We start from the raw sequence: 18,625 nt of genomic DNA on the forward strand, positions 1-18,625 counted from the left end.
TATTAATAAAATTATGAAAATTTTGCAAGTGAGCCCATTGGGTCCCATGGTTCTAGTTCAATAGGTTTTTCATCAAGTGCTTTTAAAATATCTTTTGATAGATGTTTTTTGTTTATTAAAACTTGGTATAAATATTCATCAAACCACTCATCACTCATCACATAAAATCCCTTGCAACCGGCATCTTCTCCCCAGGAATTTTCAACTTTATATCTATCTATTTTATTTTCTTTTTCATCATAGTTAAGACCCATAAATACCATAGCATGAGTCATAAGAGATTCGTGGGCATCAAGTCTTGTTGCTTTATCCATTTTAAAGTCAATGCCAAATAAATCGTCAACTCTAACTGAAGTTAAATCCATTCTGCCATTATCTCTATCTAAAAATTGTGTTACATCACATCCAAACCAAACTGGCTCGTTATCTTTTAATTGATTTAAAACAGCCTTTTTCAACTCTTCTATTGGTAGATTAATATAAGTTACAGGATGGCCTTCTAATACATTTCCTAAATATTTTACAGTATAAGATTTATAGAAAGGCTTATCTTTTGTAGGAGAATTAATTAGTGATACATAATCATCTAAATTCATTTTCACATGGTCTTTTAAAAATTCTTGTGGGCTTATATTTTTGTAGGAAATAAATTTGTTGTCTTTATCTCTACATTCAAAATCAAATTTTTCTGGCGGAGTTCCCAAAGAAATACATAAAACTTTAAATATTTCTTCTACATATGCTTCAACCATTTTTTCAAGTTCTGAAGAAGATTTTCCATTTTTGTGAGCTCTTCTAAGTTCCATTGCATCATTTCTTAACAATTTTTGCAGATATTCATCAAGAAGAGCAGTGTTTGATGAATTGTAACTTTCTACCATAGCGTATTCAGGAACTAAACCATATTTATTTATTATATTTTTTAACATGTCCCATTGTCCGCCGTCAGATAATAAGTCAGTGGACATCAAATGGCTTAGTAATCTGCCGTTAACTTCTTCATCCATAGTATTTAAAATTGTATTTAAGAAATAGTTTGCTCTTTCTAATTTATCAAAAAACAAAGTATAATTTTTAGATAATTTAAAGTCGTCTAGATTATAGTTTTCCATAAGTTTATATCTCATAACATTTAAAGCAGCAAACATCCAACATCTGCCAGATTTTTTTTGATCTGCTACTTTAGTTTTTTTAAGACTGATATTAAATTCATTTAGATTTGTTTTATTATTGTCATAGTGTAAGGATGCCTTAAAAATTCCATTTGTAGTAGCTGCATTTTGTGCGACTCTGTTAGCTCTATCCTTACTAAAATTATTTTTTAATTCTTGTAATTTTTCTAAAGTTATCTTCATAAAAACCTCCTTAATTATTGATACCCATTATATATTAATTATCCTAAGCTTTTAATTTTTTTATTGCTGAAAAAATTTCATCTTCATCTTTGAGATTCAAATAATTTTTTATATTATTTAGCATATCCAATTTTTTTCTATAATCTTTATAAGCTCCAGTACCAGAAGCTATGTTAATTCTAATTCCATTTAAAGTTTTTGTAACATTTTTTATGATTAAAAATCCAATTTCTCCAGTTCTTTTTAAAGAAGGTCCATCATAGTCAATTTCTCCCAAACGAAAAATGTTTATACTTCCATCTTTATTTTCGACCTCTAAATTGGATGTGATTAGATAATTAGAAAGTTCTTCTAAGTCTGCAATGCTTTTAAAACTAATATCTTTGTTTAATAAATTGATATAAGAACCTGATGGTTCAACCTTATATTTATCTATTTTTAAATTGTTATCTGATAAAATTAATAATCTTAAAATACCTATGGCTAAATTATCTTGCATAAGTTTTAGACGATTTTCCCAATCAATTTTTATATTTACACTTTTTTTCGATGTATCAGAAATTTCAATATATTCTTTGCCACTTGGTTTGTAAAAGTTACAAGGAGAATTATCCACTGTGAAAATATCTCCTTTGACATTATTTGTTCCCAAAAAACATGGCTCATCAACTAATTTTGCATAAATATGGTTATTTATATTTCTGATGTGGTCTATATCCACTATATAGTCCTTTAAGTAGGGTGAGTCTATATAAATTTTTCCCATAAAAACCTCCTGAAATATTTTAACATATTTACTTAAATATGAATATAAAGACTTGAATTATGGCAATTTGTTGAGAAAAATAATATAATAATTTATATGATTATGTATCTTTTAATAGTTATTAGTGCAATTATTTTAGGAATTTTTAGCAAAAATCTATACATATATTTTATTATAAGTCCCTTAATTCTTTTTATTAAGGAAAATAAAATTAAATATTTATATATCTTATTTATTTTAGTGCTTGTAAGTACAGCCCTTAGAAAACCAGCGGATGTAAATTTTTACGGTAATATTCTCGGCAAGGTTATTTCTACAAAAGAGGACAGATTTGTAGTAAAAACACATAAGATAAATAATAAAAAAATCAAGAAAAATATAGTTTTTTATGGTAAGGAAAAAAATGGGAGATTGGTTTCTATTGACGGAGTTTTTAAAAGACCCTTGGGTCAAATGAATCGAGGCAATTTTAACAAGAGATTAAACTATCTTTCTGAGAATATAAACTATATTGGACAAATGTATCATGAAAATGTTTTAAAAGAGGGAGATTTGATTTCTACATTTGTCTATAATTTTCGGGAAAAATTAAAAGATAATATATATGAGAATCTCCCCAAAAAAGAAGCAGGTATATTATCCTCAATTTTATTATCTGATAGGGCATATTTAGATGAAGATGACTTAGATAATTTTTCCTATTTAGGTATCAACCACATATTAGCATTATCAGGATTTCATATAGCCATACTTGCAATTTTTTTAGAGAAAATATTTTTAAAATTATCTTCTTCAAAAAAATTAAGCGATTTTCTGAGCCTCTTTCTTATAGGATTTTATATATTTTTAGTGGGTTTTCCTGTGGGAGCTTTAAGGGCATATAGTTTTTTATTTTTTTATAAGCTAAGATTTTATTTGAGGTTAAATATAGATAGAAAGGAAATTTTGCATATTACTGGTCTTATAATGCTTCTGATTAATCCATTTTCTTTATTTTCTCTATCTTTTTTAATGTCCTATGGAGCAGTAATAGGAATATTTTATATTTATCCCAGATTAATTATAAAATGCCCAAAGAAAAATTTTGTTATAGAATCTTTTGTCTTAACTTTTTCGGTTTTACTTGTAATTTTTCCTATAATAAATACATATTTTTCAGGGGTCAATATTATAGTTTTTTTAGCTAACTTAATTATTATTCCTCTTTACTCTCTTGTAATTATTTTAGGATATTTTTTATCTATAGGATTTAGTTTCTTATCAGTATTTATTGATATATTATTTAAGTCTATTTGGGGTTTAGAAAATTTATTGATGGTAATTGCGAATTTAAAGATTGAAATATTTGCCCTTGATTTTAACCATATTTTTCTATATTACATCTTGCTATATTTTCTATTTATCTATAGTAAATATATTAAGATATTTTATGGAGCTAGAAAATTTTTCTATATTTATATGGCTTGGCTTATGATTTTTTCTTGTGTATCCTTTTATAAGTCCTACAATTCTTTGAAGGAAATCCATTTTTATATAGGTCAGGGTGATGCTTCATTAATTTCTTATAGGGGTAAAAATTTTTTGATAGATGTAGGTGGAGCGAGGAGGGAAAATAAAATTTTTGAAAATTTCCTATATCCCGCCTTAAAAAACTTGGGAATAAAAAAAGTTGATGCAATTTTTATTTCTCACTTTGATGAGGATCATGCTGGGAATTTGGACAAGGTCTTAGAAAATTTTAAAGTGGGAAAAACTTATTCATCTTATGATGATAATATTCATAGGCTAATAATTTTGAAAAAGGGAGATTTTTACAGGTATAAGGATTTGATTTTTAAAGTCATATCTGATTCAGAAAAATTCCAAAGTCCCAATGATAAATCTATGGTTTTATTAGTAGAATTTATGGGAAAAAGAATTTTATATACTGGTGATATTTCGCAAGAGGTGGAAAAAACTTTAAAAGTTAAGGCTGATATTTTGAAAGTGGCTCATCATGGGTCAAGAGGCTCATCATCAAGTGAATTTTTGAAAAACTTAAAAGCAAAAGTCGCAATAATATCTTGCGGGATAGATAATGAATATAAGCACCCTCACAAAGAAGCTATAGATAGGTTAAGAGAAAATAAGATTAAACTTTTCACCACTCAAAATCACGAAGTAGATGTGATAATAAATAAAAACTTTTTATGGGTTGGGAATTATGGTAAAGTAAATATTGATGGGGAGCTTTTATATAATTTTATATTTGCTCTTTTATTGGGAGTGTTGTTAAAAAAATATGAATTACAAGGAAATTTATAGAAAAAAAGATTTAAGTGGTGCTTTTTTATTTTCTGGTAAAGAAAAACTACTCATGGAAAACACCTGTACCTATCTTATAAATTTATTCACAAAAGAAGCCATGAGATCTTTTAATTTAATATATTTTAAGGCAGAAGAGTGTTCTCTTGCAAATATTGAAGAGGCTTGCCAAACTTTTCCGCTGATGGATAAAAAGAAAATTGTAATAGTTAAGGATAGCTTAAATTTTATCAACTTAAACAATCTTGAAAAAAGTTTTTATGATTTTTTGGACAATTTGCCTGATTTTATAATTCTTATATTCCTAGAAAGAGATGCAATAAATAAGACAACAAAATTTTATAAATATTTTTCTAAAAAAGGTACAAATGTTGATTTTGCAAAACTCACTCCGCAAGAAGTAAGTAGGTTCGTAAATTCTTATTTTTTGCGTAAAAATAAAAAAATCAAACCTGCACAGATATCTTATTTTTTGTCCCTAACTTCATATAATTTGAAAAATTCCAATGTAAGTTTACTGGATTTAAAAAATGAGATGGATAAAATTATAGGTTTTTCAAAAGATGAATTCATAAATAATTCGGACATTGATTTATTAACCGATAAAGTTGTAGATGCAAATATTTTTAAACTTTTAGATGGTCTTTACGCAAGAGATAGAGATTTTGCATTAAATGAACTGAAGAATTTATACGATGAAAACGAGCCTATGGCTAAAATTTTTGTTATGATAGTAAGACAAGTAAGGCTTTTATTGGCATACAAGGTTTTAAAAAACAAAAACTCAAGCTCTAGTGATATTATGAATAAATTATCCATAAAAAAATTTGAGTTTTCAAAACTTCAAAATTATTCTTCGAATTTTAAAATGGAATTTTTGAGAGATTTTTATGATGAACTTTTAAAAAGTGACAGAATTTTAAAATCAACAAATATTGACCCACTTCTAGAAATGGAGAATTTAATAATAAAATACACAAGAAAATAATCTCAATTTATGATGAGTAAAGCAAAAATTGATTTTTGTTTATAAATATCTTGCAAAATTAGCCGTAATCTGTTAAAATCTTATAAGTATTTAAAGAAATCAATAGGAGGTGTAGAAATGGCAAATATTAAATCTGCGATTAAGAGGATACAAGTTGCAAAAAGAAATGAATTACAAAATAAATATAGAAACACTCAAGTAAAAACAGCTATTAAAAAGTTTAACCAAGCTCTTGATTTAGGAAAGTTAGACGAAGCAAAAGAACTTTTAAAGGACGTTGATAAAAAGTTAAAAACTGCTGCAACAAAAAATGTAATTCACAAAAATCAAGCTTCAAGAAAGATTTCAAGACTTACAAAGAAACTTAATAATAAATTAGTAGGATAATAGAGATTTTGAAAGGTCTCTATTTTTTTTTATTAAAATTTCTGCCGATATTAATTTCTATGCTATAATATTTTAGAGGTTAATATGAAAAAGGCAGATTTTTTAGTAATCATAATAATTTTACTTATTTCTGGGCTTGTTGCGTTTATTACAGGCAAGAATGAATTTGTTGATAATAAACTTGGTAAAAAAGTTATAATTACTGTTAATGGAAACGTTTATAAAGAGATTGTTTTAAACGAAAAAACGGATGAAAAGATTAAAATAGATAATGAATTTGGTCACAATGTTGTTGTTATTAAAGATCAAAAAGTTTATATAGAAGAATCAGATTGCAAAGATAAGATTTGTATGAAAAAAGGAAAAATTTCTCTTGTGGGAGATTCTATTATATGTCTTCCCAATAGACTTCTGGTAAAAATTGTTTCTGATAAAGAAAAGGGATTGGATGTGATTTTACGATGACAAATAGAAAACTTATTTTCCTATCTCTTTTAACAAGTTTTGGTATAATTTTGGGTTTGTTTGAGTCACAGATTCCTCTTCCCGTAGCAATTCCAGGAGCAAGACTTGGCTTATCAAATATAGTTGTTTTAGTAACAATTATTTCTATAGGTTATAAAGAAGGTTTAATAGTTGCTCTTTTAAAAACTGTAATTTTGGTTCTTGTTTCAGGACAAGTGACAGCTTTTTTTTATTCTTTTGCAGGAGCCTTATTGTCTTGTTTTTCTATGATTTTATCCCATAAATTTTTATCCAAATATTTATCTCTTGTGGGCATAAGTGAAATTGGATCTTTTTTTCATAATTTAGGTCAAATACTTGTGGCATCACTTATGTTAAAATCATTAACAATTATGACTTATTTGCCCTTACTTGTAATTATAGGGATTTTTACCGGATATTTTGTGGGAATCAGTACAATTTTTATGGAAAAACATTTAAATAAAATTAAATTCAAGGTGGTATAAATGCGTGAAATTATTTTAGCTTCACAATCTCAGGGCAGGAAAGAAGTTTTGGAGAAATATACGAAGTTTAAAGTTGTTCCTTCAAATATCTATGAAAATAAAGATTATAAAGATATAAAAATTTTAACTATGGCATTATCTTTTGAAAAAGGCATTAGCATAAGCAAAAATTATGCAGATAGTATAATTATTTCAGCAGATACGATGGTTGATATGGATGGAGAAAATATAGGAAAACCAAAAGATTATGAGGATGCTTACAGAATACTTAATAAATTAAGGGGAAAAAAGCACAGAATAGTTACAGGATTTTCTATAATTTCATTAGCTGATAATTTTAAATATACTTCCTGCCAAGAAAGTTATGTTGAATTTAAAAATTTTACAGATGAAGAGCTTAAGGCATATTTAGATTCTTATGAATTTGAAGGAAAGGCTGGTGCCTATACAATTGGTGGTAGGGGAGGACTTTTAATTTCTTCCATTAAAGGAGATTATAACAATATAATCGGTCTTCCTATTTATAAGATAAATGAAGTTTTGTATAAATATTTAAATGTTAATTTTTTATGGAGTGGAAATGGAAAAAAATAAATTTACTATAAAAGATATGACAGAAGAAGAAAGGCCCCAGGAGAAATTACTACACTTGGGGCCTAGTGCTTTGACAAATGCAGAGCTACTCGCTTTAATAATTAGAACAGGTACAAAAGAGCTAACGGCGGTAGAGTTGTGCGAAAAAATTTTAAGAGAATTGAAACGTGAAAATAACAGCAGTTTACTTTCAGGTTTAAGAATAGCCAGCATGGATAAATTAACTGCAATTAAGGGAGTTGGTCAAGCAAAAGCTGCAATGATAATGGCGGCATTAACACTAGCAGAAAGATTAAATTCTTCTTCCATATACGATAAGAAAAAAATCACAAGTCCAGAAGATGCGGCTAAATATGTGATGGCATCTATGAGAGATTTGGAAACAGAAGTTTTTAGAATAATTATTTTAAATACCAAAAAAGAAATAAAATATATAAGAGAAATTTCTCATGGAATAATAAATATGACTGTGGTTCATCCCAGAGAAGTTTTTAGACAAGCAATTTCAGATGGGGCTCACAGTATAATTTTATTACATAATCATCCAACAGGTGATCCCAGTCCATCACAAGAGGACAGAAATTTGACAAGAAGACTTGTGGAAGTTTCAAAAATTGTTGGCATAGATATTTGTGACCATATTATCATTGGAGATAACACTTTTTTTAGCTTTTTAAAGGAGGGAATTTTGTATTGAATATTTATGGAGTTATTTCTGCTAATTTTTCAAAAGAATTTCTTTGTGGTTCAGTACTTTTGAGCAAAAATTTAAAAAATTCTCTTTTGATTGATTCCTATAATGGTTTTAGAAATCTTGATATTTTAACGGGAATTACTGATTCAATTTATGACATTAATGATTTTTTGACTATGGGAGAAGATGTTATAAGAAAAAACCAAAACTTTGATTATATTCCCGCATCTTATTCTAAGGAAGTATCTGATTTTGATTTTAAAATCTTTAATCAAAAACTCAATGAATTGACTTATGAAAATGTAGTTATTTCTATTCCCTTATTTATGGAATACATAAATAATTATTTAAATGATTTATCAGGACTTGTAATTTTTACTCATAAAGATAATCTGTCTTTGAGAAATACTGAAAAAATTTTACTTTCATTGGTTAAGAAGAGAAAACTTACAAAGACCTTTGTTATTTTTACTGATTTGATAGAAGACCTAAATTTAGAAGATGAAGATTTAAAATTTTTACAAAAACCAAATATCCAAGTCATAAAATCAGGAAAAATTAGAGAAGATTTCCTTAATGACAGGGATTTTATCAAGGTCATGGAAAGCTTGACAAGGCTAATGGAAGGCGAAGAAGGTCAAATTAATTTTATAAAAAATAAATCTATTATTGAAAGGATTTTTAAAAAATGAAAAATAAATATTTAGCCTTGGGGGATTCAATAGTTGAAGGATATAAACTTCAAGGCAAGTCATTTGTTTATTATTTAAGTAAAGATTTTGATATTGCAAATCGTGGGATGAATGGTTTATCTTCAAATCTTTTAAAATACTATAGGGGTGATTTAAAACCATTCACCCATGTAATTGTCCATATTGGAATTAATGATTTTTTGCAAGGTTATGAAAATGCTCAAGTTGAAAAATCTATTATGGAATTAGTGGACATATTTAAGTCAGAAGATTTAAAGATAATATTTTTAAAACCTGTAATAATAGCACAAGAGGCTTGCGATTATAATTGGTGTTCAAAAACTTATTACCCACTTATTAAAGAAAGATTAATAAATTATAGGAAATTTTTGGATAAATTAGGAGAAGAAGAAGATTTTCAAATAATTGATCTTATGGATACAACAGGTATTGATGTTTATGATAATTTAATGGATGGCATTCACCCTAATCTCAAGCTTTCTAAGGCAATGGGAAAATATATAGGTACCAAACTTTTACAAGAGGTATGAAATGGAAAGTTTTGCCAAGAAAATCAAACTAAGAAAATTATCAAAAAGAGAGAGTCTACTTTTGACAGTTTTTCTATTAGTTTTAATTCAGTTTATCCTATATTTTTTTATAATCAATCCCAAAAAAACTGCTTATGACAATTTAGTAAATAAAGATTTTAAGGATGAAATTATTATTAAAAATAAGCCTTATACTGGCTTAAGAGATTTTAATAAGGACTCTATTGATAAATTTTTATTGGAAAATAATATTGCAAAAGAAAATATAAATGAATCAACAAATCATAATTTAGATATTTTGCAGGTTCAAAAAGATATTAAAGTAGATGAACTAGCAAATCTAGAGAAGTTAACAAAATATTATGGTTATTCAAATATTAATTTACATAGAAAAAATCAAGATACTTATGATTTAATCCTAAGAGCAGAGAAAGAAACAGAAAAAGTTTCCTATGATGATATAAGAAAAGCCTATTTTAAAACTGATGAGAGATCTGATGCTAATAATAAAGAAGAAATAAAACAAAATGTCCAAAAAGTTTCCATAAAAGAAAATAATAATTCATCGGCTAAAGTTGGTGGGAAAGTTTCGCAAGTAAGAAAAGAAAAAATTAATATTGAACCTAAAAAAGCTCTTAAAAAAGAAAAAAAGACTGAAAAAATTAAAGAAGTTAAAGAAATTAAAGATATTAAAGAAATTAAAAAAATTGATATACCAGTAGAGGAGCTTTTTGTTCCATCAAAAGGCCAAATAGATGAATTAAAATCTGATCCTTTTTCAATAGATTTGAAAGGACTTACAAGTATTAATGATAATTGCAAACTGACTTATATTGCTAACATTTATTGCCTTTCAATATATTATAAAAATTCTAAGACTGAGCCTATAATTCTTGATCTAGCTAATGAAGAAGATTATATTTCATTTGATGTTTTGTACACAAAAGATTTCAAAGGTCGCATTGGAGTTATTACAAAAAATAATGAATTTGTCACTTATGATGATATCGAGGATGATAAAGATAAGAGTTTAGATTTTGGACAATGGATAAGAATGGAATTTAAGGAAGAAGATATAAAACAAATTTTTATTGAAGATACAAGTGAAGACGAAAATATTATTCTAATCAGGGATTTACGCCATGAAAATTATGAAAACAAAAGCTTATAGTCTAGTTGAACTGGTATTAGTTTTAGCTATTATGAGCATTTTAATTTCAGCTATTTCACTAAAAGCTGAAGTTATTGAAAATTACAAGGCAAAAAATCAAATTAAAAAATTAGTATTAGACTTAAATTATGTTAGAAATTTTGCTCAAAAAACTAACACAAGGACAAGTTTAATCATAGGAAATGAAGGTTACTCTTTTGATCTTTTAGGAGAAAAGAAAGAAGTAAAATTTTCAAAATTGATTGAAATAATTGATACAAATTTGGACACAGTTAGTTTTACAAATCTGGGGAAACCAGCTTTTCTTAACGGGTCTAGCACAAGTGGGCATATAATTTTTAAGATAAAAAATAAGACTATGGGCATAACAATAGCGCCGGTGAGTGGAAAAGTAACTTATTATGATAATTATAACTATGATGAGAAAGATTGAGAGAAAAAAAGCAAAGGGTTCACTGATGATAGAAGTAATTTTTTCTATTGTTTTAGTGGGTCTTGTGGCCGCTACAATATTGAATAATTTATTAAGTATTAATAAGGCAAGTGAAAAGTTAAAGTCTTATAACAAACTCGTTGACTATGGAAATTCAAAGATGGAAGAGCTTATCAGTCAAAGTTACAGGGGAGAAGATATTTATTTAAATAATTCCTCTGAGAAGAGTTATTCATCAGAAGTTGAAATTGAAAATCTATCAAAATTCAAACGTGTGATTTTAAAAGCAAGGGATAATGAAAATGGCAAGGAAATTAAATTTGAAGTTTACCTTAAAGACAAAGGCATATTCACTAATTGAATTAATTTTAGCCTTAGCCCTTTCATCTATTTTAATCTTATGTCTATCATCTATCTTTAACATTGGACAGCTGAGCCTTTCAAAATCATTTCTTGAGAGAAAAAGTGGAGAAGAAAATTCTTTTGTACTTGATTATATAAAAGATGAAATATCAAAGGCAAAATACTATTACAAAACTGATGCCGATTCATCCATAGTTATTGTAAAAGATGCTGTGAATAATATTTCAACTAAGGGCAAGTATGAGCATATTTGTTATATAAATTATAACAAAAATATTTACAGAATAACTTTTCAAGCCTCCACTTTGCATAAAATTAACGTGAATAATTCAAGCTGTGATGGTAAAAATAAATTAGCAGAAGGCGTCAGTTTAAAATCAAATCTTGATGGAAATTTGTTGACTTTAGAAATACGAGATGAGAAAAAAACTCTAATTAAAAAAGAAATAGCTCTTAGGTGTATAGAGGTGCAAGAGTGAAGAATAAAGGTTTTATATACATATTTACTATTATCATTATAAGCCTTTTGGCTGTTATATTTTATTTTATCTACCAAAGCTCTTATACTTCTATTCAAGTTGCAAAAAATAGGCAGAAGAAAATTCAAGCCGATTATTATGCCGAATCTTTAATAAATTTAGCATTAGGTCAAGATAATTTTTTAGAAAATTTAAAAAGTTATTATGAAGAAGCAAAATCTCACAAGAAAGGTATTGAAAAGCGTATAAATCCTACCATAGATATAAGTGATTTGAACGATGAAAGAATAATTTTGAAATTATGGAAAACAGGAGAGTTCAAATTGGAATCAGAATGCACATACAAGAAAATAAATTCAAAGTATGGACTAGAAGGGACTTATATTAACCAAGCATATAAAAAGAAAAAGGCAATATTAAATTCTTCAAATATTAAAAATGAAGATTTAAATGAAATAGTTCAAGGTTTTGAAAAAATAAAAAACTCTCAGGCAGATTTAAACTGTAAAATTTTTGAAATAGAGGGAAATTATAAAATAAAAGATATGGGGCCATTTTTTAAATTATATGAAGAAATTGAGCTTGACAATTTAGAGAAGGAAGAAGTAACAAAAGCACTGATAAGTTATAGGGATATTATTTATCTAAAAAATGGAAGTATAGAAATTGTTGGGAAAATAAAATTTAAAAATTTATTTATAGTAAATGGTAAAATTTATAATGATAATTTCAGAAATGAAGGTGTCATATATTTAGATAGAGAGGGTCAAATTAATAGTCCCACAAATCTTAAAGGATATTTGATAGACCCCTTTGACAGAGCTGGGTCAATTAGTGTAAAATTAGATGAAACTATTATAAATGATTATGATAAAATTTTACCGGGATATTTTAAACTCCAAATAAAAAATTTACGTAGTTTTGGAGAATAATATATATATTTTTATCAAATAATGGGTAATTTAAGAATGTTAAGATTTAGGAGGAATTTATGATTACAGCAGGAGATTTTAGAAAGGGATTGACTTTTGAAATGGACGGGGATGTCTATGAAGTAGTTGATTTTCAACATGTTAAGCCGGGTAAGGGAGCAGCTTTTGTAAGAGCTAAAATAAAATCTGTACTTACAGGTTCAATCAAAGACTCAACTTTTAATCCGTCAGAAAAATTTGAAAAAGCCGTTATTGAAAATAAAGATATGCAATATTTGTACAATGATGGCACCTTATATTATTTTATGGACACAGAAAGCTATGAACAAATTCCACTTGAAAAGTCTATGGTAGAAGATGCCTTGAATTTTATTAAGGAAAATGATATGGTTAATATCAATTTCTTCCAAGGCAAAGCCTTTAGAGTATCTCCTGAAAATTTTGTAGAATTAGAAGTTACAGCTACTGAACCAGGAGTAAAGGGTGATACATCAAGCGGTGGTTCAAAACCAGCTACAGTTGAAACAGGTTTCACATTAAATGTGCCACTATTTGTAAACAATGGTGATAAAATCAGAATTGACACTAGAACTGGTGAATATATGTCTAGAGTATAATTATTGGAGGTAAAAATGGAATACTTATTAAAAAGAATTGCCTACTTAAAAGGCTTAGCAGATGGTTATGATTTAGATTCTGAATCTAAAGAAGGAAAAATTTTATCTGAACTAATTGATGTAATTTCTGACATGGTTGATGAATTTAAAGAAGCCAATGAAGAAATGGAAGATTATCTTGATATGGTTGATGAAGACCTTTCTAATTTAGAAGATTACGTTTATGATGATGAAGATTATGACTTTTATGATGATGACGAAGACTTTGACATTGATGATTACGACCTTTATGATGATGAAGGTTCTTGTGAATGTAATGGGGAATGTGAAAGTTGCGAAGACGAAGATAAATAATTTGCATAAAAAAATGTGGGAAACAAAAATCCCACATTTTTTTATGCAAATTTTTATAAAATTTTTTCATAAACTCTATAAATTTTATCTTTAATCGCACCAAATTTTTCTATATCATTTATCATATCTTTGTTGTAGTCCCAAATTGTTGAACCTTCCAAAATTGTATATCCTTTTTTTACTGCATTTTTAAATACATGAAAATAAATTGAAGATGTTACACCCTTATTTCTATATTCAGGTACAACCATTAGAACAAACATCCTAACTCTTTTTATTGAATTTTTTTTCAATAAAAATTTAATTTTATTGAAAAGGTTAAGCTTACCTTTAAAGTCTTTTAAAATTTCGTTATAATCAGGAAGCGTTAAGGCAAATCCAATAGGTTCGTCTTGGTAATTTCTTGCTATAACAATCAAATCTTTTACAATTAAGCTTTTCATCTGTTCAAAAATTGAATAAACATCAGATTTTTTTACAGGTATAAAATCTTCCCAACTAGGAGGAAGAGCTAAGTCTAAAATTTTATAAACATCTTCTAGCTCTTTTTCCATATTTTTTGTATCTAATACAGAAGTTTTGTAGGAATAGCGTTTTTGTACTTGTGGAAGCAGTCTTGAAAGCTTGTCAATTTTAGCAAGTAAATCATCTTTGTTTGCCTTATAGGCAAAAACATCGTGATATAAAGAAAAACCATAATTTACGAATTGGTCATTGTAATATTTTTTGTTGTAGACGTTCATGACTGAAGGATACTTATCAAAAGCGTTTATTAAAAAGCCCCTATTATCATCGCCGTCAGGTAGAGAAACAGGACCTCTCATTATTTTTATATTTAAAGATTTAAAAAATTTACTGCAAGCGTCTAATAAAGCCTTTGAAACTTCTTCATCTTCTATACATTCATATTGAGAAACATATCCTACACTGGAACTATGATATTCATTTAATTCTTCATCTACATAGGCTAGAATTCTTCCAACTATTTTATTATCCTTGCTTGCTAAAAATAATTTATGTGGGCAAGAGATTAGTCTGTTATTTACACCCTTTAGAGAATTTTTATAATCATCGTAGATGGGGTAAACAAAATAATCGTTATTTTCATAGATAGAGTAAACTAGATGACAAAACTCATCTAAATCCTTATCTGTTTTTACTTCTTTAATTTCTAACATATTCAAACCCTTTTAAAAGAAAATTTGCCATTTTCTATTGAATCTATAATTGCTAAGGAATATAAATCATAGCCCAATTTTCTTACATAATCTCCGCCACCTTGATAGCCCTTTTCAACAGCAACAGAGATGCCTTCAATGTTTGCACCTGCTTTTTTGCTTATGTCAATTAATCCTCTAAGGGCATTACCTTCGGCTAAAAAGTCATCTACAATTAATAAATTATCGTCTTTACCTATAAATTCTTTTGATACACTTATCATATAGTCTTTTTTTGTTGTGTAAGATTTTACATGACTTTGCCAAAGACTATCGCCAATATTTAAAGTTTTTTTCTTCTTAGAAAAAACCACTGGAATATAGTTCATATTTTCACTAATAACTGTAGCAAAGGCTATTCCTGATGCTTCAATAGTAAGAATTTTATTGATTTTTTTATTTTTAAAATATTTTGCGACATCTTCTGCTAATGTATTTAAAAATTTAATGTCTAATTGATGATTTAAAAAGGAATCAACTTTAATGATATCCCCTTCAAGAATTTTTCCATCTTTAATTATTCTATCTTCTAAAAGTTTCATAAAAACCTCCACCACTATTATTACATTTAATTAAAAAAAATAAAAGTCTTAGTAAAATTTTATATGATATAATTATTAAAGGTGATATTATGTTTTTAGATTTAGCGAAAAAAAGAAGAAGTATAAGAAAATTTACAGATAAAGAAGTTACAGATAAGGAGATTAAAGAAATATTTGAAAGCGTCTTGAGGGCACCAACTGCTGTTCACAGAGATGTTATGAAATATATCCTAATAAAAGATAAAAAATCTCTGGAAATACTTTCAAAATTTAAAAAATCAGGAGCAGAATTTTTAAAGGGTTCAAGTCTTGCTATTGCTGTAATTTCTGATAAATCTTCAGCGAAAAATACCTACCATCAAGATGCTTGCATAGGTGCAACTTTTATTCAGCTTGCTTGTGTTGACTTAGGTTTGTCATCTACATGGGCAAATGTGACCGATGCAAAAAATGAAGAGGGTAAAGCCTCCCAAGAATATTTACACGAACTTCTAAACCTCGATGAAAAATTTAATGTCGAATGTATTATTGGAATAGGTCATGGGGCAGAAGAAAAGTCAGAAAAAGAAGCTTGGGATTATGATACACATGTAAAGGAAATTGTTATAAAATAAATGGAAATAATTTTAGATTCTTTAGAAAAAACAAAAGAATTTGGATTTTTATTAGGACAACTTTGTAAAGGTGGAATGGTCCTTTGTTTAAATGGAGATTTAGGAGCAGGAAAAACTACTATTACAAAATCTTTGGCAGAAGGTTTGGGAATTAAAGCAAATGTTACAAGCCCAACTTTTACTATTGTCAATGAATATAGGGGCAAAACTAACCTATATCATATTGATACCTACAGACTAAATGATGGAATAGATACTCTTTACTTGGGTTTTGATGAGTATTTTTATTCTGATGGGATAACAGTAGTCGAGTGGGCTGATAAAATTAAAAATTCTTTACCGGAAGAATATATGACAATATCTATTAAGGTAGAAGATAATATCAGAAAGCTAGAAATAACTTATATTGGCGATAAATATAAAGTTGTAGAGGAGAAATTATATGAAAGTTTTGGGATTTGATACCTCAACAATGACTACATCAGTCTCAATAATTGAAGATGAAAATATGTTAGCCTTGTATTCATTGCAAGGCTCAGTTTATCACAGCGAATCTTTAAGCGACATGGTAAATAATATTTTAAATAAATTTGACTTTGACCTATCACAAATAGATTTAATATCAGTCGGCATCGGACCAGGTTCCTTTACTGGGATAAGGATAGGGCTTACTTTTGCAAAAGTTATGGCACAAGTTTTAAAAAAAGATATTGTTGCAGTTTCATCACTTAAAGCCTGTGCAATTAAAGAAGATGGACTTGTAGGCTCAATTATTGATGCAAGACGAGGCCTTATTTATGCCTGCCTTTTGGAAGATGGGAAAGTTCTTATGGATGATACAATAATAGAGCTTGAAAAATTCAAAGATATTGTAGGAGATAGAAAGATAACACTACAAGGTGTGGATGCAAAAAAATTTATCCATGAATTTAAAAATGCAAAATTAGGAAAAGAACTACAGATGAATGCCTACTATATTGCCTTACTAGGTCTTAAAAAATTTAAAGAAGTAGGTGGAGATGATTTTTATAAATTGGTGCCTAATTATTTAAAACTTTCTCAAGCGGAGAAAAATTATGCAGACAAAAATAAGACTTGCTGAAACTGGGGATGCAGATGATATTTATCAAATAGAGAAGCTTTCATTTGAAAATCCTTGGTCAAAAAATTCTTTAATTAATTTAATAGAAAAGGATAAATTATCAGAAATTTTAGTTTATGAAATTGACAATAAAGTAGTTTCTTATATCTCTTATATGAAAATTTTTGATGAGATCCATATTGCAAATGTAGCAACACATCCAGATTATAGAAATAAAAAAATTGCTGGGGAGCTTTTTAAATATTTTGTTGCCTACGCAGAAGATAATAAATTAAGCATAACCCTAGAAGTGAAAACAACCAATGAACACGCCCTAAGTTTATACAGAGCTTTTAATTTTAAAATAAAGGGCTTTAGAAAAAATTATTATGGTATAGATAAAGATGCTCTTATTATGTGGAGAGAAATATAAAGAGGTGAGAGAATGAAAACTTTAGCGATAGAATCATCTTGTGATGAAACTTCAGTGGCTATTTTGCAGGACGGTAGAGAAGTTCTTGCAAATATTGTAGCCTCACAAATAGACACTCACAAAAAATATGGTGGAGTAGTTCCGGAAATAGCTTCAAGACAGCACGTTGAGGCAATAAATACAGTCATCGAAGAAGCTTTTGAAAAATCAAAACTTAATTATTCTGATATAGATTTAATTGCAGCTACTAGAGGTCCAGGATTAATTGGTGCTTTGCTTGTTGGTTTGAGTGCCGGCAAAGCAATGGCACTTAGTTTAAATAAACCATTTTTAGGAATAAACCATATAATGGGCCATGTTTGTGCCAATTATATAAGTCACAAAGAATTAAAACCACCTTTTATTGGACTGATAATTTCCGGTGGACACACTTATTTGATAGATGTTAAAAATTTTGTGGATTTTGATTTATGCGGAACAACAGTTGATGATGCGGCTGGCGAAGCTTTTGATAAAGTTGCAAGGGCTATGGGACTTTCATATCCTGGTGGACCTGTTATAGATAAATTAGCAAAAGAAGGTAAAGAAACAATTGAATTTCCAAGAGTTATGATAAACGAAGGATATAATTTTTCTTTTTCTGGTTTAAAAACGGCAGTCATAAATTATATGCACAATAATGAGCAAAAACATCAAGAGATTATAAAAGAAGATGTGGCAAAATCTTTCCAAGAAGCAGTTGTCGATGTTTTATTAGAAAAAACTTTCAGATTGCAAAAAGAAAAGGGCTTAGAAAAGATAGTATTAAGTGGAGGAGTTTCTGCAAATTCAAGGATAAGAGAAGCCTTCGAAGAAAGAGGAAAAAAAGAAGGAGTAGAAATTTATTACCCAAGCATTTCACTTTGCACAGACAATGCAGCTATGATAGCTTCATGTGCCTATTATCTATATAAGTCAAAAACCTATGATGGAAAAACTTTTGCTGATCCAAATTTAGGTTTATAAATTAAAAAAATGTAAATGAAAAACTCTCAAGAATACTTTTGTATTAGTGAGAGTTTTATTTATTAGTTATAAATTTAAAATT

Annotated in this window: 25 protein-coding genes; 21 read left to right on the forward strand and 4 right to left on the reverse strand. The window is 27.9% G+C overall.

Annotation, left to right across the window (positions count from 1 at the left end; genetic code table 11):
* Positions 1–11 precede the first annotated feature (11 nt).
* Together F594_RS0104505 and F594_RS0104510 are read right to left on the reverse strand one after the other, a co-directional pair.
* A complete protein-coding gene (locus tag F594_RS0104505) occupies positions 12–1,355 on the reverse strand; it encodes a C1 family peptidase (protein WP_019034701.1) in 1,344 nt (447 codons plus the stop codon).
* A gap of 43 nt (positions 1,356–1,398) precedes the next feature.
* Complete coding sequence (locus F594_RS0104510; RefSeq protein WP_019034702.1) at positions 1,399–2,121, reverse strand: alanyl-tRNA editing protein; 723 nt, start codon at positions 2,119–2,121, stop codon at positions 1,399–1,401.
* A 102-nt stretch (positions 2,122–2,223) separates the two neighbouring features.
* Here F594_RS0104510 and F594_RS0104515 point away from each other — a divergent pair, with 102 nt between their 5' ends.
* The 16 genes from F594_RS0104515 to F594_RS0104590 all read left to right on the forward strand — a co-directional run bounded on the left by F594_RS0104515 (position 2,224) and on the right by F594_RS0104590 (position 13,651).
* Positions 2,224–4,425: a DNA internalization-related competence protein ComEC/Rec2 gene (locus F594_RS0104515; RefSeq protein ID WP_115354475.1), complete on the forward strand. Its 2,202-nt coding sequence runs from the start codon at positions 2,224–2,226 to the stop codon at positions 4,423–4,425.
* Entirely contained in the window at positions 4,403–5,413 is a 1,011-nt protein-coding gene (gene holA / locus F594_RS0104520) for a DNA polymerase III subunit delta (RefSeq protein WP_019034704.1), read from the forward strand. Before F594_RS0104515 ends, holA begins: the two co-directional genes overlap by 23 nt.
* A gap of 117 nt (positions 5,414–5,530) precedes the next feature.
* Entirely contained in the window at positions 5,531–5,800 is a 270-nt protein-coding gene (gene rpsT, locus F594_RS0104525; protein WP_009346404.1) for a 30S ribosomal protein S20, read from the forward strand.
* Positions 5,801–5,884: 84 nt separating this feature from the next.
* Complete coding sequence (locus F594_RS0104530; protein ID WP_019034705.1) at positions 5,885–6,265, forward strand: NusG domain II-containing protein; 381 nt, start codon at positions 5,885–5,887, stop codon at positions 6,263–6,265.
* A complete protein-coding gene (locus F594_RS0104535; protein ID WP_019034706.1) occupies positions 6,262–6,771 on the forward strand; it encodes a Gx transporter family protein in 510 nt (169 codons plus the stop codon). Before F594_RS0104530 ends, F594_RS0104535 begins: the two co-directional genes overlap by 4 nt.
* Complete coding sequence (locus tag F594_RS0104540; protein WP_019034707.1) at positions 6,772–7,365, forward strand: nucleoside triphosphate pyrophosphatase; 594 nt, start codon at positions 6,772–6,774, stop codon at positions 7,363–7,365.
* Positions 7,352–8,062, forward strand: a complete 711-nt coding sequence (gene radC / locus F594_RS0104545; protein WP_019034708.1) for a RadC family protein — start codon at positions 7,352–7,354, stop codon at positions 8,060–8,062. Before F594_RS0104540 ends, radC begins: the two co-directional genes overlap by 14 nt.
* A complete protein-coding gene (locus F594_RS0104550) occupies positions 8,059–8,751 on the forward strand; it encodes a P-loop NTPase family protein (RefSeq protein ID WP_019034709.1) in 693 nt (230 codons plus the stop codon). The genes radC and F594_RS0104550 overlap by 4 nt, the downstream gene beginning before the upstream one ends.
* Positions 8,748–9,302 (forward strand): SGNH/GDSL hydrolase family protein, encoded by a 555-nt coding sequence (locus F594_RS0104555; RefSeq protein ID WP_019034710.1) that lies wholly within the window; start codon positions 8,748–8,750, stop codon positions 9,300–9,302. The genes F594_RS0104550 and F594_RS0104555 overlap by 4 nt, the downstream gene beginning before the upstream one ends.
* A 1-nt stretch (position 9,303) precedes the next feature.
* Positions 9,304–10,473: a hypothetical protein gene (locus F594_RS0104560; RefSeq protein ID WP_019034711.1), complete on the forward strand. Its 1,170-nt coding sequence runs from the start codon at positions 9,304–9,306 to the stop codon at positions 10,471–10,473.
* A complete protein-coding gene (locus F594_RS0104565) occupies positions 10,445–10,906 on the forward strand; it encodes a pilus assembly FimT family protein (RefSeq protein WP_019034712.1) in 462 nt (153 codons plus the stop codon). The genes F594_RS0104560 and F594_RS0104565 overlap by 29 nt, the downstream gene beginning before the upstream one ends.
* A complete protein-coding gene (locus F594_RS0104570) occupies positions 10,890–11,267 on the forward strand; it encodes a type IV pilus modification PilV family protein (protein ID WP_248612681.1) in 378 nt (125 codons plus the stop codon). The genes F594_RS0104565 and F594_RS0104570 overlap by 17 nt, the downstream gene beginning before the upstream one ends.
* Positions 11,209–11,748: a prokaryotic N-methylation domain protein gene (locus F594_RS0104575; protein WP_233428278.1), complete on the forward strand. Its 540-nt coding sequence runs from the start codon at positions 11,209–11,211 to the stop codon at positions 11,746–11,748. Before F594_RS0104570 ends, F594_RS0104575 begins: the two co-directional genes overlap by 59 nt.
* Positions 11,745–12,680, forward strand: coding sequence for a hypothetical protein (locus F594_RS0104580; protein WP_019034715.1), 936 nt, complete (start codon positions 11,745–11,747; stop codon positions 12,678–12,680). The genes F594_RS0104575 and F594_RS0104580 overlap by 4 nt, the downstream gene beginning before the upstream one ends.
* A gap of 59 nt (positions 12,681–12,739) precedes the next feature.
* Positions 12,740–13,297 carry an elongation factor P gene (gene efp, locus F594_RS0104585; protein WP_004826063.1) on the forward strand — a complete coding sequence of 186 codons (558 nt, stop codon included), beginning with the start codon at positions 12,740–12,742 and terminating at the stop codon, positions 13,295–13,297.
* A 15-nt stretch (positions 13,298–13,312) separates the two neighbouring features.
* Positions 13,313–13,651: a CD1247 N-terminal domain-containing protein gene (locus F594_RS0104590; protein WP_009346198.1), complete on the forward strand. Its 339-nt coding sequence runs from the start codon at positions 13,313–13,315 to the stop codon at positions 13,649–13,651.
* A gap of 53 nt (positions 13,652–13,704) precedes the next feature.
* Here the strand turns inward: F594_RS0104590 and F594_RS0104595 are convergent, their stop codons facing one another.
* Both F594_RS0104595 and F594_RS0104600 read right to left on the reverse strand, forming a co-directional pair.
* Positions 13,705–14,829, reverse strand: a complete 1,125-nt coding sequence (locus F594_RS0104595; RefSeq protein WP_019034716.1) for a hypothetical protein — start codon at positions 14,827–14,829, stop codon at positions 13,705–13,707.
* Between the two features lie 2 nt (positions 14,830–14,831).
* The gene (locus tag F594_RS0104600; RefSeq protein ID WP_019034717.1) at positions 14,832–15,410 is read right to left on the reverse strand and encodes a xanthine phosphoribosyltransferase; all 579 of its coding nucleotides are present in this window, start codon (positions 15,408–15,410) and stop codon (positions 14,832–14,834) included.
* Between the two features lie 89 nt (positions 15,411–15,499).
* Here F594_RS0104600 and F594_RS0104605 point away from each other — a divergent pair, with 89 nt between their 5' ends.
* From F594_RS0104605 to tsaD, 5 genes are read left to right on the forward strand one after another with little or no spacing between them, the layout of a single operon-like run.
* On the forward strand, positions 15,500–16,024 hold the full coding sequence (locus F594_RS0104605) for a nitroreductase family protein (protein WP_019034718.1): 525 nt from the start codon (positions 15,500–15,502) through the stop codon (positions 16,022–16,024).
* A complete protein-coding gene (gene tsaE, locus F594_RS0104610; RefSeq protein ID WP_019034719.1) occupies positions 16,025–16,486 on the forward strand; it encodes a tRNA (adenosine(37)-N6)-threonylcarbamoyltransferase complex ATPase subunit type 1 TsaE in 462 nt (153 codons plus the stop codon).
* A complete protein-coding gene (gene tsaB / locus F594_RS0104615; RefSeq protein ID WP_019034720.1) occupies positions 16,467–17,126 on the forward strand; it encodes a tRNA (adenosine(37)-N6)-threonylcarbamoyltransferase complex dimerization subunit type 1 TsaB in 660 nt (219 codons plus the stop codon). Before tsaE ends, tsaB begins: the two co-directional genes overlap by 20 nt.
* Positions 17,101–17,538, forward strand: a complete 438-nt coding sequence (gene rimI / locus F594_RS0104620; protein WP_004826116.1) for a ribosomal protein S18-alanine N-acetyltransferase — start codon at positions 17,101–17,103, stop codon at positions 17,536–17,538. Before tsaB ends, rimI begins: the two co-directional genes overlap by 26 nt.
* 12 nt (positions 17,539–17,550) lie before the next feature.
* Entirely contained in the window at positions 17,551–18,543 is a 993-nt protein-coding gene (gene tsaD, locus F594_RS0104625) for a tRNA (adenosine(37)-N6)-threonylcarbamoyltransferase complex transferase subunit TsaD (RefSeq protein ID WP_019034721.1), read from the forward strand.
* The last annotated feature ends 82 nt before the right edge of the window (positions 18,544–18,625 follow it).

Source organism: Peptoniphilus lacrimalis DSM 7455 (genome assembly GCF_000378725.1).
GTDB classification, from domain to species: Bacteria; Bacillota; Clostridia; order Tissierellales; family Peptoniphilaceae; genus Peptoniphilus_A; species Peptoniphilus_A lacrimalis.

Excerpts from the sequence above, each read along its gene's own strand:
- F594_RS0104540 (WP_019034707.1), top strand. The coding sequence starts at position 6,772 with ATGCGTGAAATTATTTTAGCTTCACAATCTCAGGGCAGGAAAGAAGTT.
- radC (WP_019034708.1), top strand. The coding sequence starts at position 7,352 with ATGGAAAAAAATAAATTTACTATAAAAGATATGACAGAAGAAGAAAGG.
- tsaB (WP_019034720.1), top strand. The coding sequence starts at position 16,467 with ATGAAAGTTTTGGGATTTGATACCTCAACAATGACTACATCAGTCTCA.
- F594_RS0104505 (WP_019034701.1), bottom strand. The coding sequence starts at position 1,355 with ATGAAGATAACTTTAGAAAAATTACAAGAATTAAAAAATAATTTTAGT.
- rpsT (WP_009346404.1), top strand. The coding sequence starts at position 5,531 with ATGGCAAATATTAAATCTGCGATTAAGAGGATACAAGTTGCAAAAAGA.
- F594_RS0104530 (WP_019034705.1), top strand. The coding sequence starts at position 5,885 with ATGAAAAAGGCAGATTTTTTAGTAATCATAATAATTTTACTTATTTCT.
- F594_RS0104605 (WP_019034718.1), top strand. The coding sequence starts at position 15,500 with ATGTTTTTAGATTTAGCGAAAAAAAGAAGAAGTATAAGAAAATTTACA.
- rimI (WP_004826116.1), top strand. The coding sequence starts at position 17,101 with ATGCAGACAAAAATAAGACTTGCTGAAACTGGGGATGCAGATGATATT.
- holA (WP_019034704.1), top strand. The coding sequence starts at position 4,403 with ATGAATTACAAGGAAATTTATAGAAAAAAAGATTTAAGTGGTGCTTTT.
- F594_RS0104515 (WP_115354475.1), top strand. The coding sequence starts at position 2,224 with ATGTATCTTTTAATAGTTATTAGTGCAATTATTTTAGGAATTTTTAGC.
- F594_RS0104575 (WP_233428278.1), top strand. The coding sequence starts at position 11,209 with ATGGCAAGGAAATTAAATTTGAAGTTTACCTTAAAGACAAAGGCATAT.
- tsaE (WP_019034719.1), top strand. The coding sequence starts at position 16,025 with ATGGAAATAATTTTAGATTCTTTAGAAAAAACAAAAGAATTTGGATTT.
- F594_RS0104590 (WP_009346198.1), top strand. The coding sequence starts at position 13,313 with ATGGAATACTTATTAAAAAGAATTGCCTACTTAAAAGGCTTAGCAGAT.
- F594_RS0104570 (WP_248612681.1), top strand. The coding sequence starts at position 10,890 with ATGATGAGAAAGATTGAGAGAAAAAAAGCAAAGGGTTCACTGATGATA.
- F594_RS0104555 (WP_019034710.1), top strand. The coding sequence starts at position 8,748 with ATGAAAAATAAATATTTAGCCTTGGGGGATTCAATAGTTGAAGGATAT.
- F594_RS0104595 (WP_019034716.1), bottom strand. The coding sequence starts at position 14,829 with ATGTTAGAAATTAAAGAAGTAAAAACAGATAAGGATTTAGATGAGTTT.
- F594_RS0104510 (WP_019034702.1), bottom strand. The coding sequence starts at position 2,121 with ATGGGAAAAATTTATATAGACTCACCCTACTTAAAGGACTATATAGTG.
- tsaD (WP_019034721.1), top strand. The coding sequence starts at position 17,551 with ATGAAAACTTTAGCGATAGAATCATCTTGTGATGAAACTTCAGTGGCT.
- efp (WP_004826063.1), top strand. The coding sequence starts at position 12,740 with ATGATTACAGCAGGAGATTTTAGAAAGGGATTGACTTTTGAAATGGAC.
- F594_RS0104560 (WP_019034711.1), top strand. The coding sequence starts at position 9,304 with ATGGAAAGTTTTGCCAAGAAAATCAAACTAAGAAAATTATCAAAAAGA.
- F594_RS0104565 (WP_019034712.1), top strand. The coding sequence starts at position 10,445 with ATGAAAATTATGAAAACAAAAGCTTATAGTCTAGTTGAACTGGTATTA.
- F594_RS0104535 (WP_019034706.1), top strand. The coding sequence starts at position 6,262 with ATGACAAATAGAAAACTTATTTTCCTATCTCTTTTAACAAGTTTTGGT.
- F594_RS0104600 (WP_019034717.1), bottom strand. The coding sequence starts at position 15,410 with ATGAAACTTTTAGAAGATAGAATAATTAAAGATGGAAAAATTCTTGAA.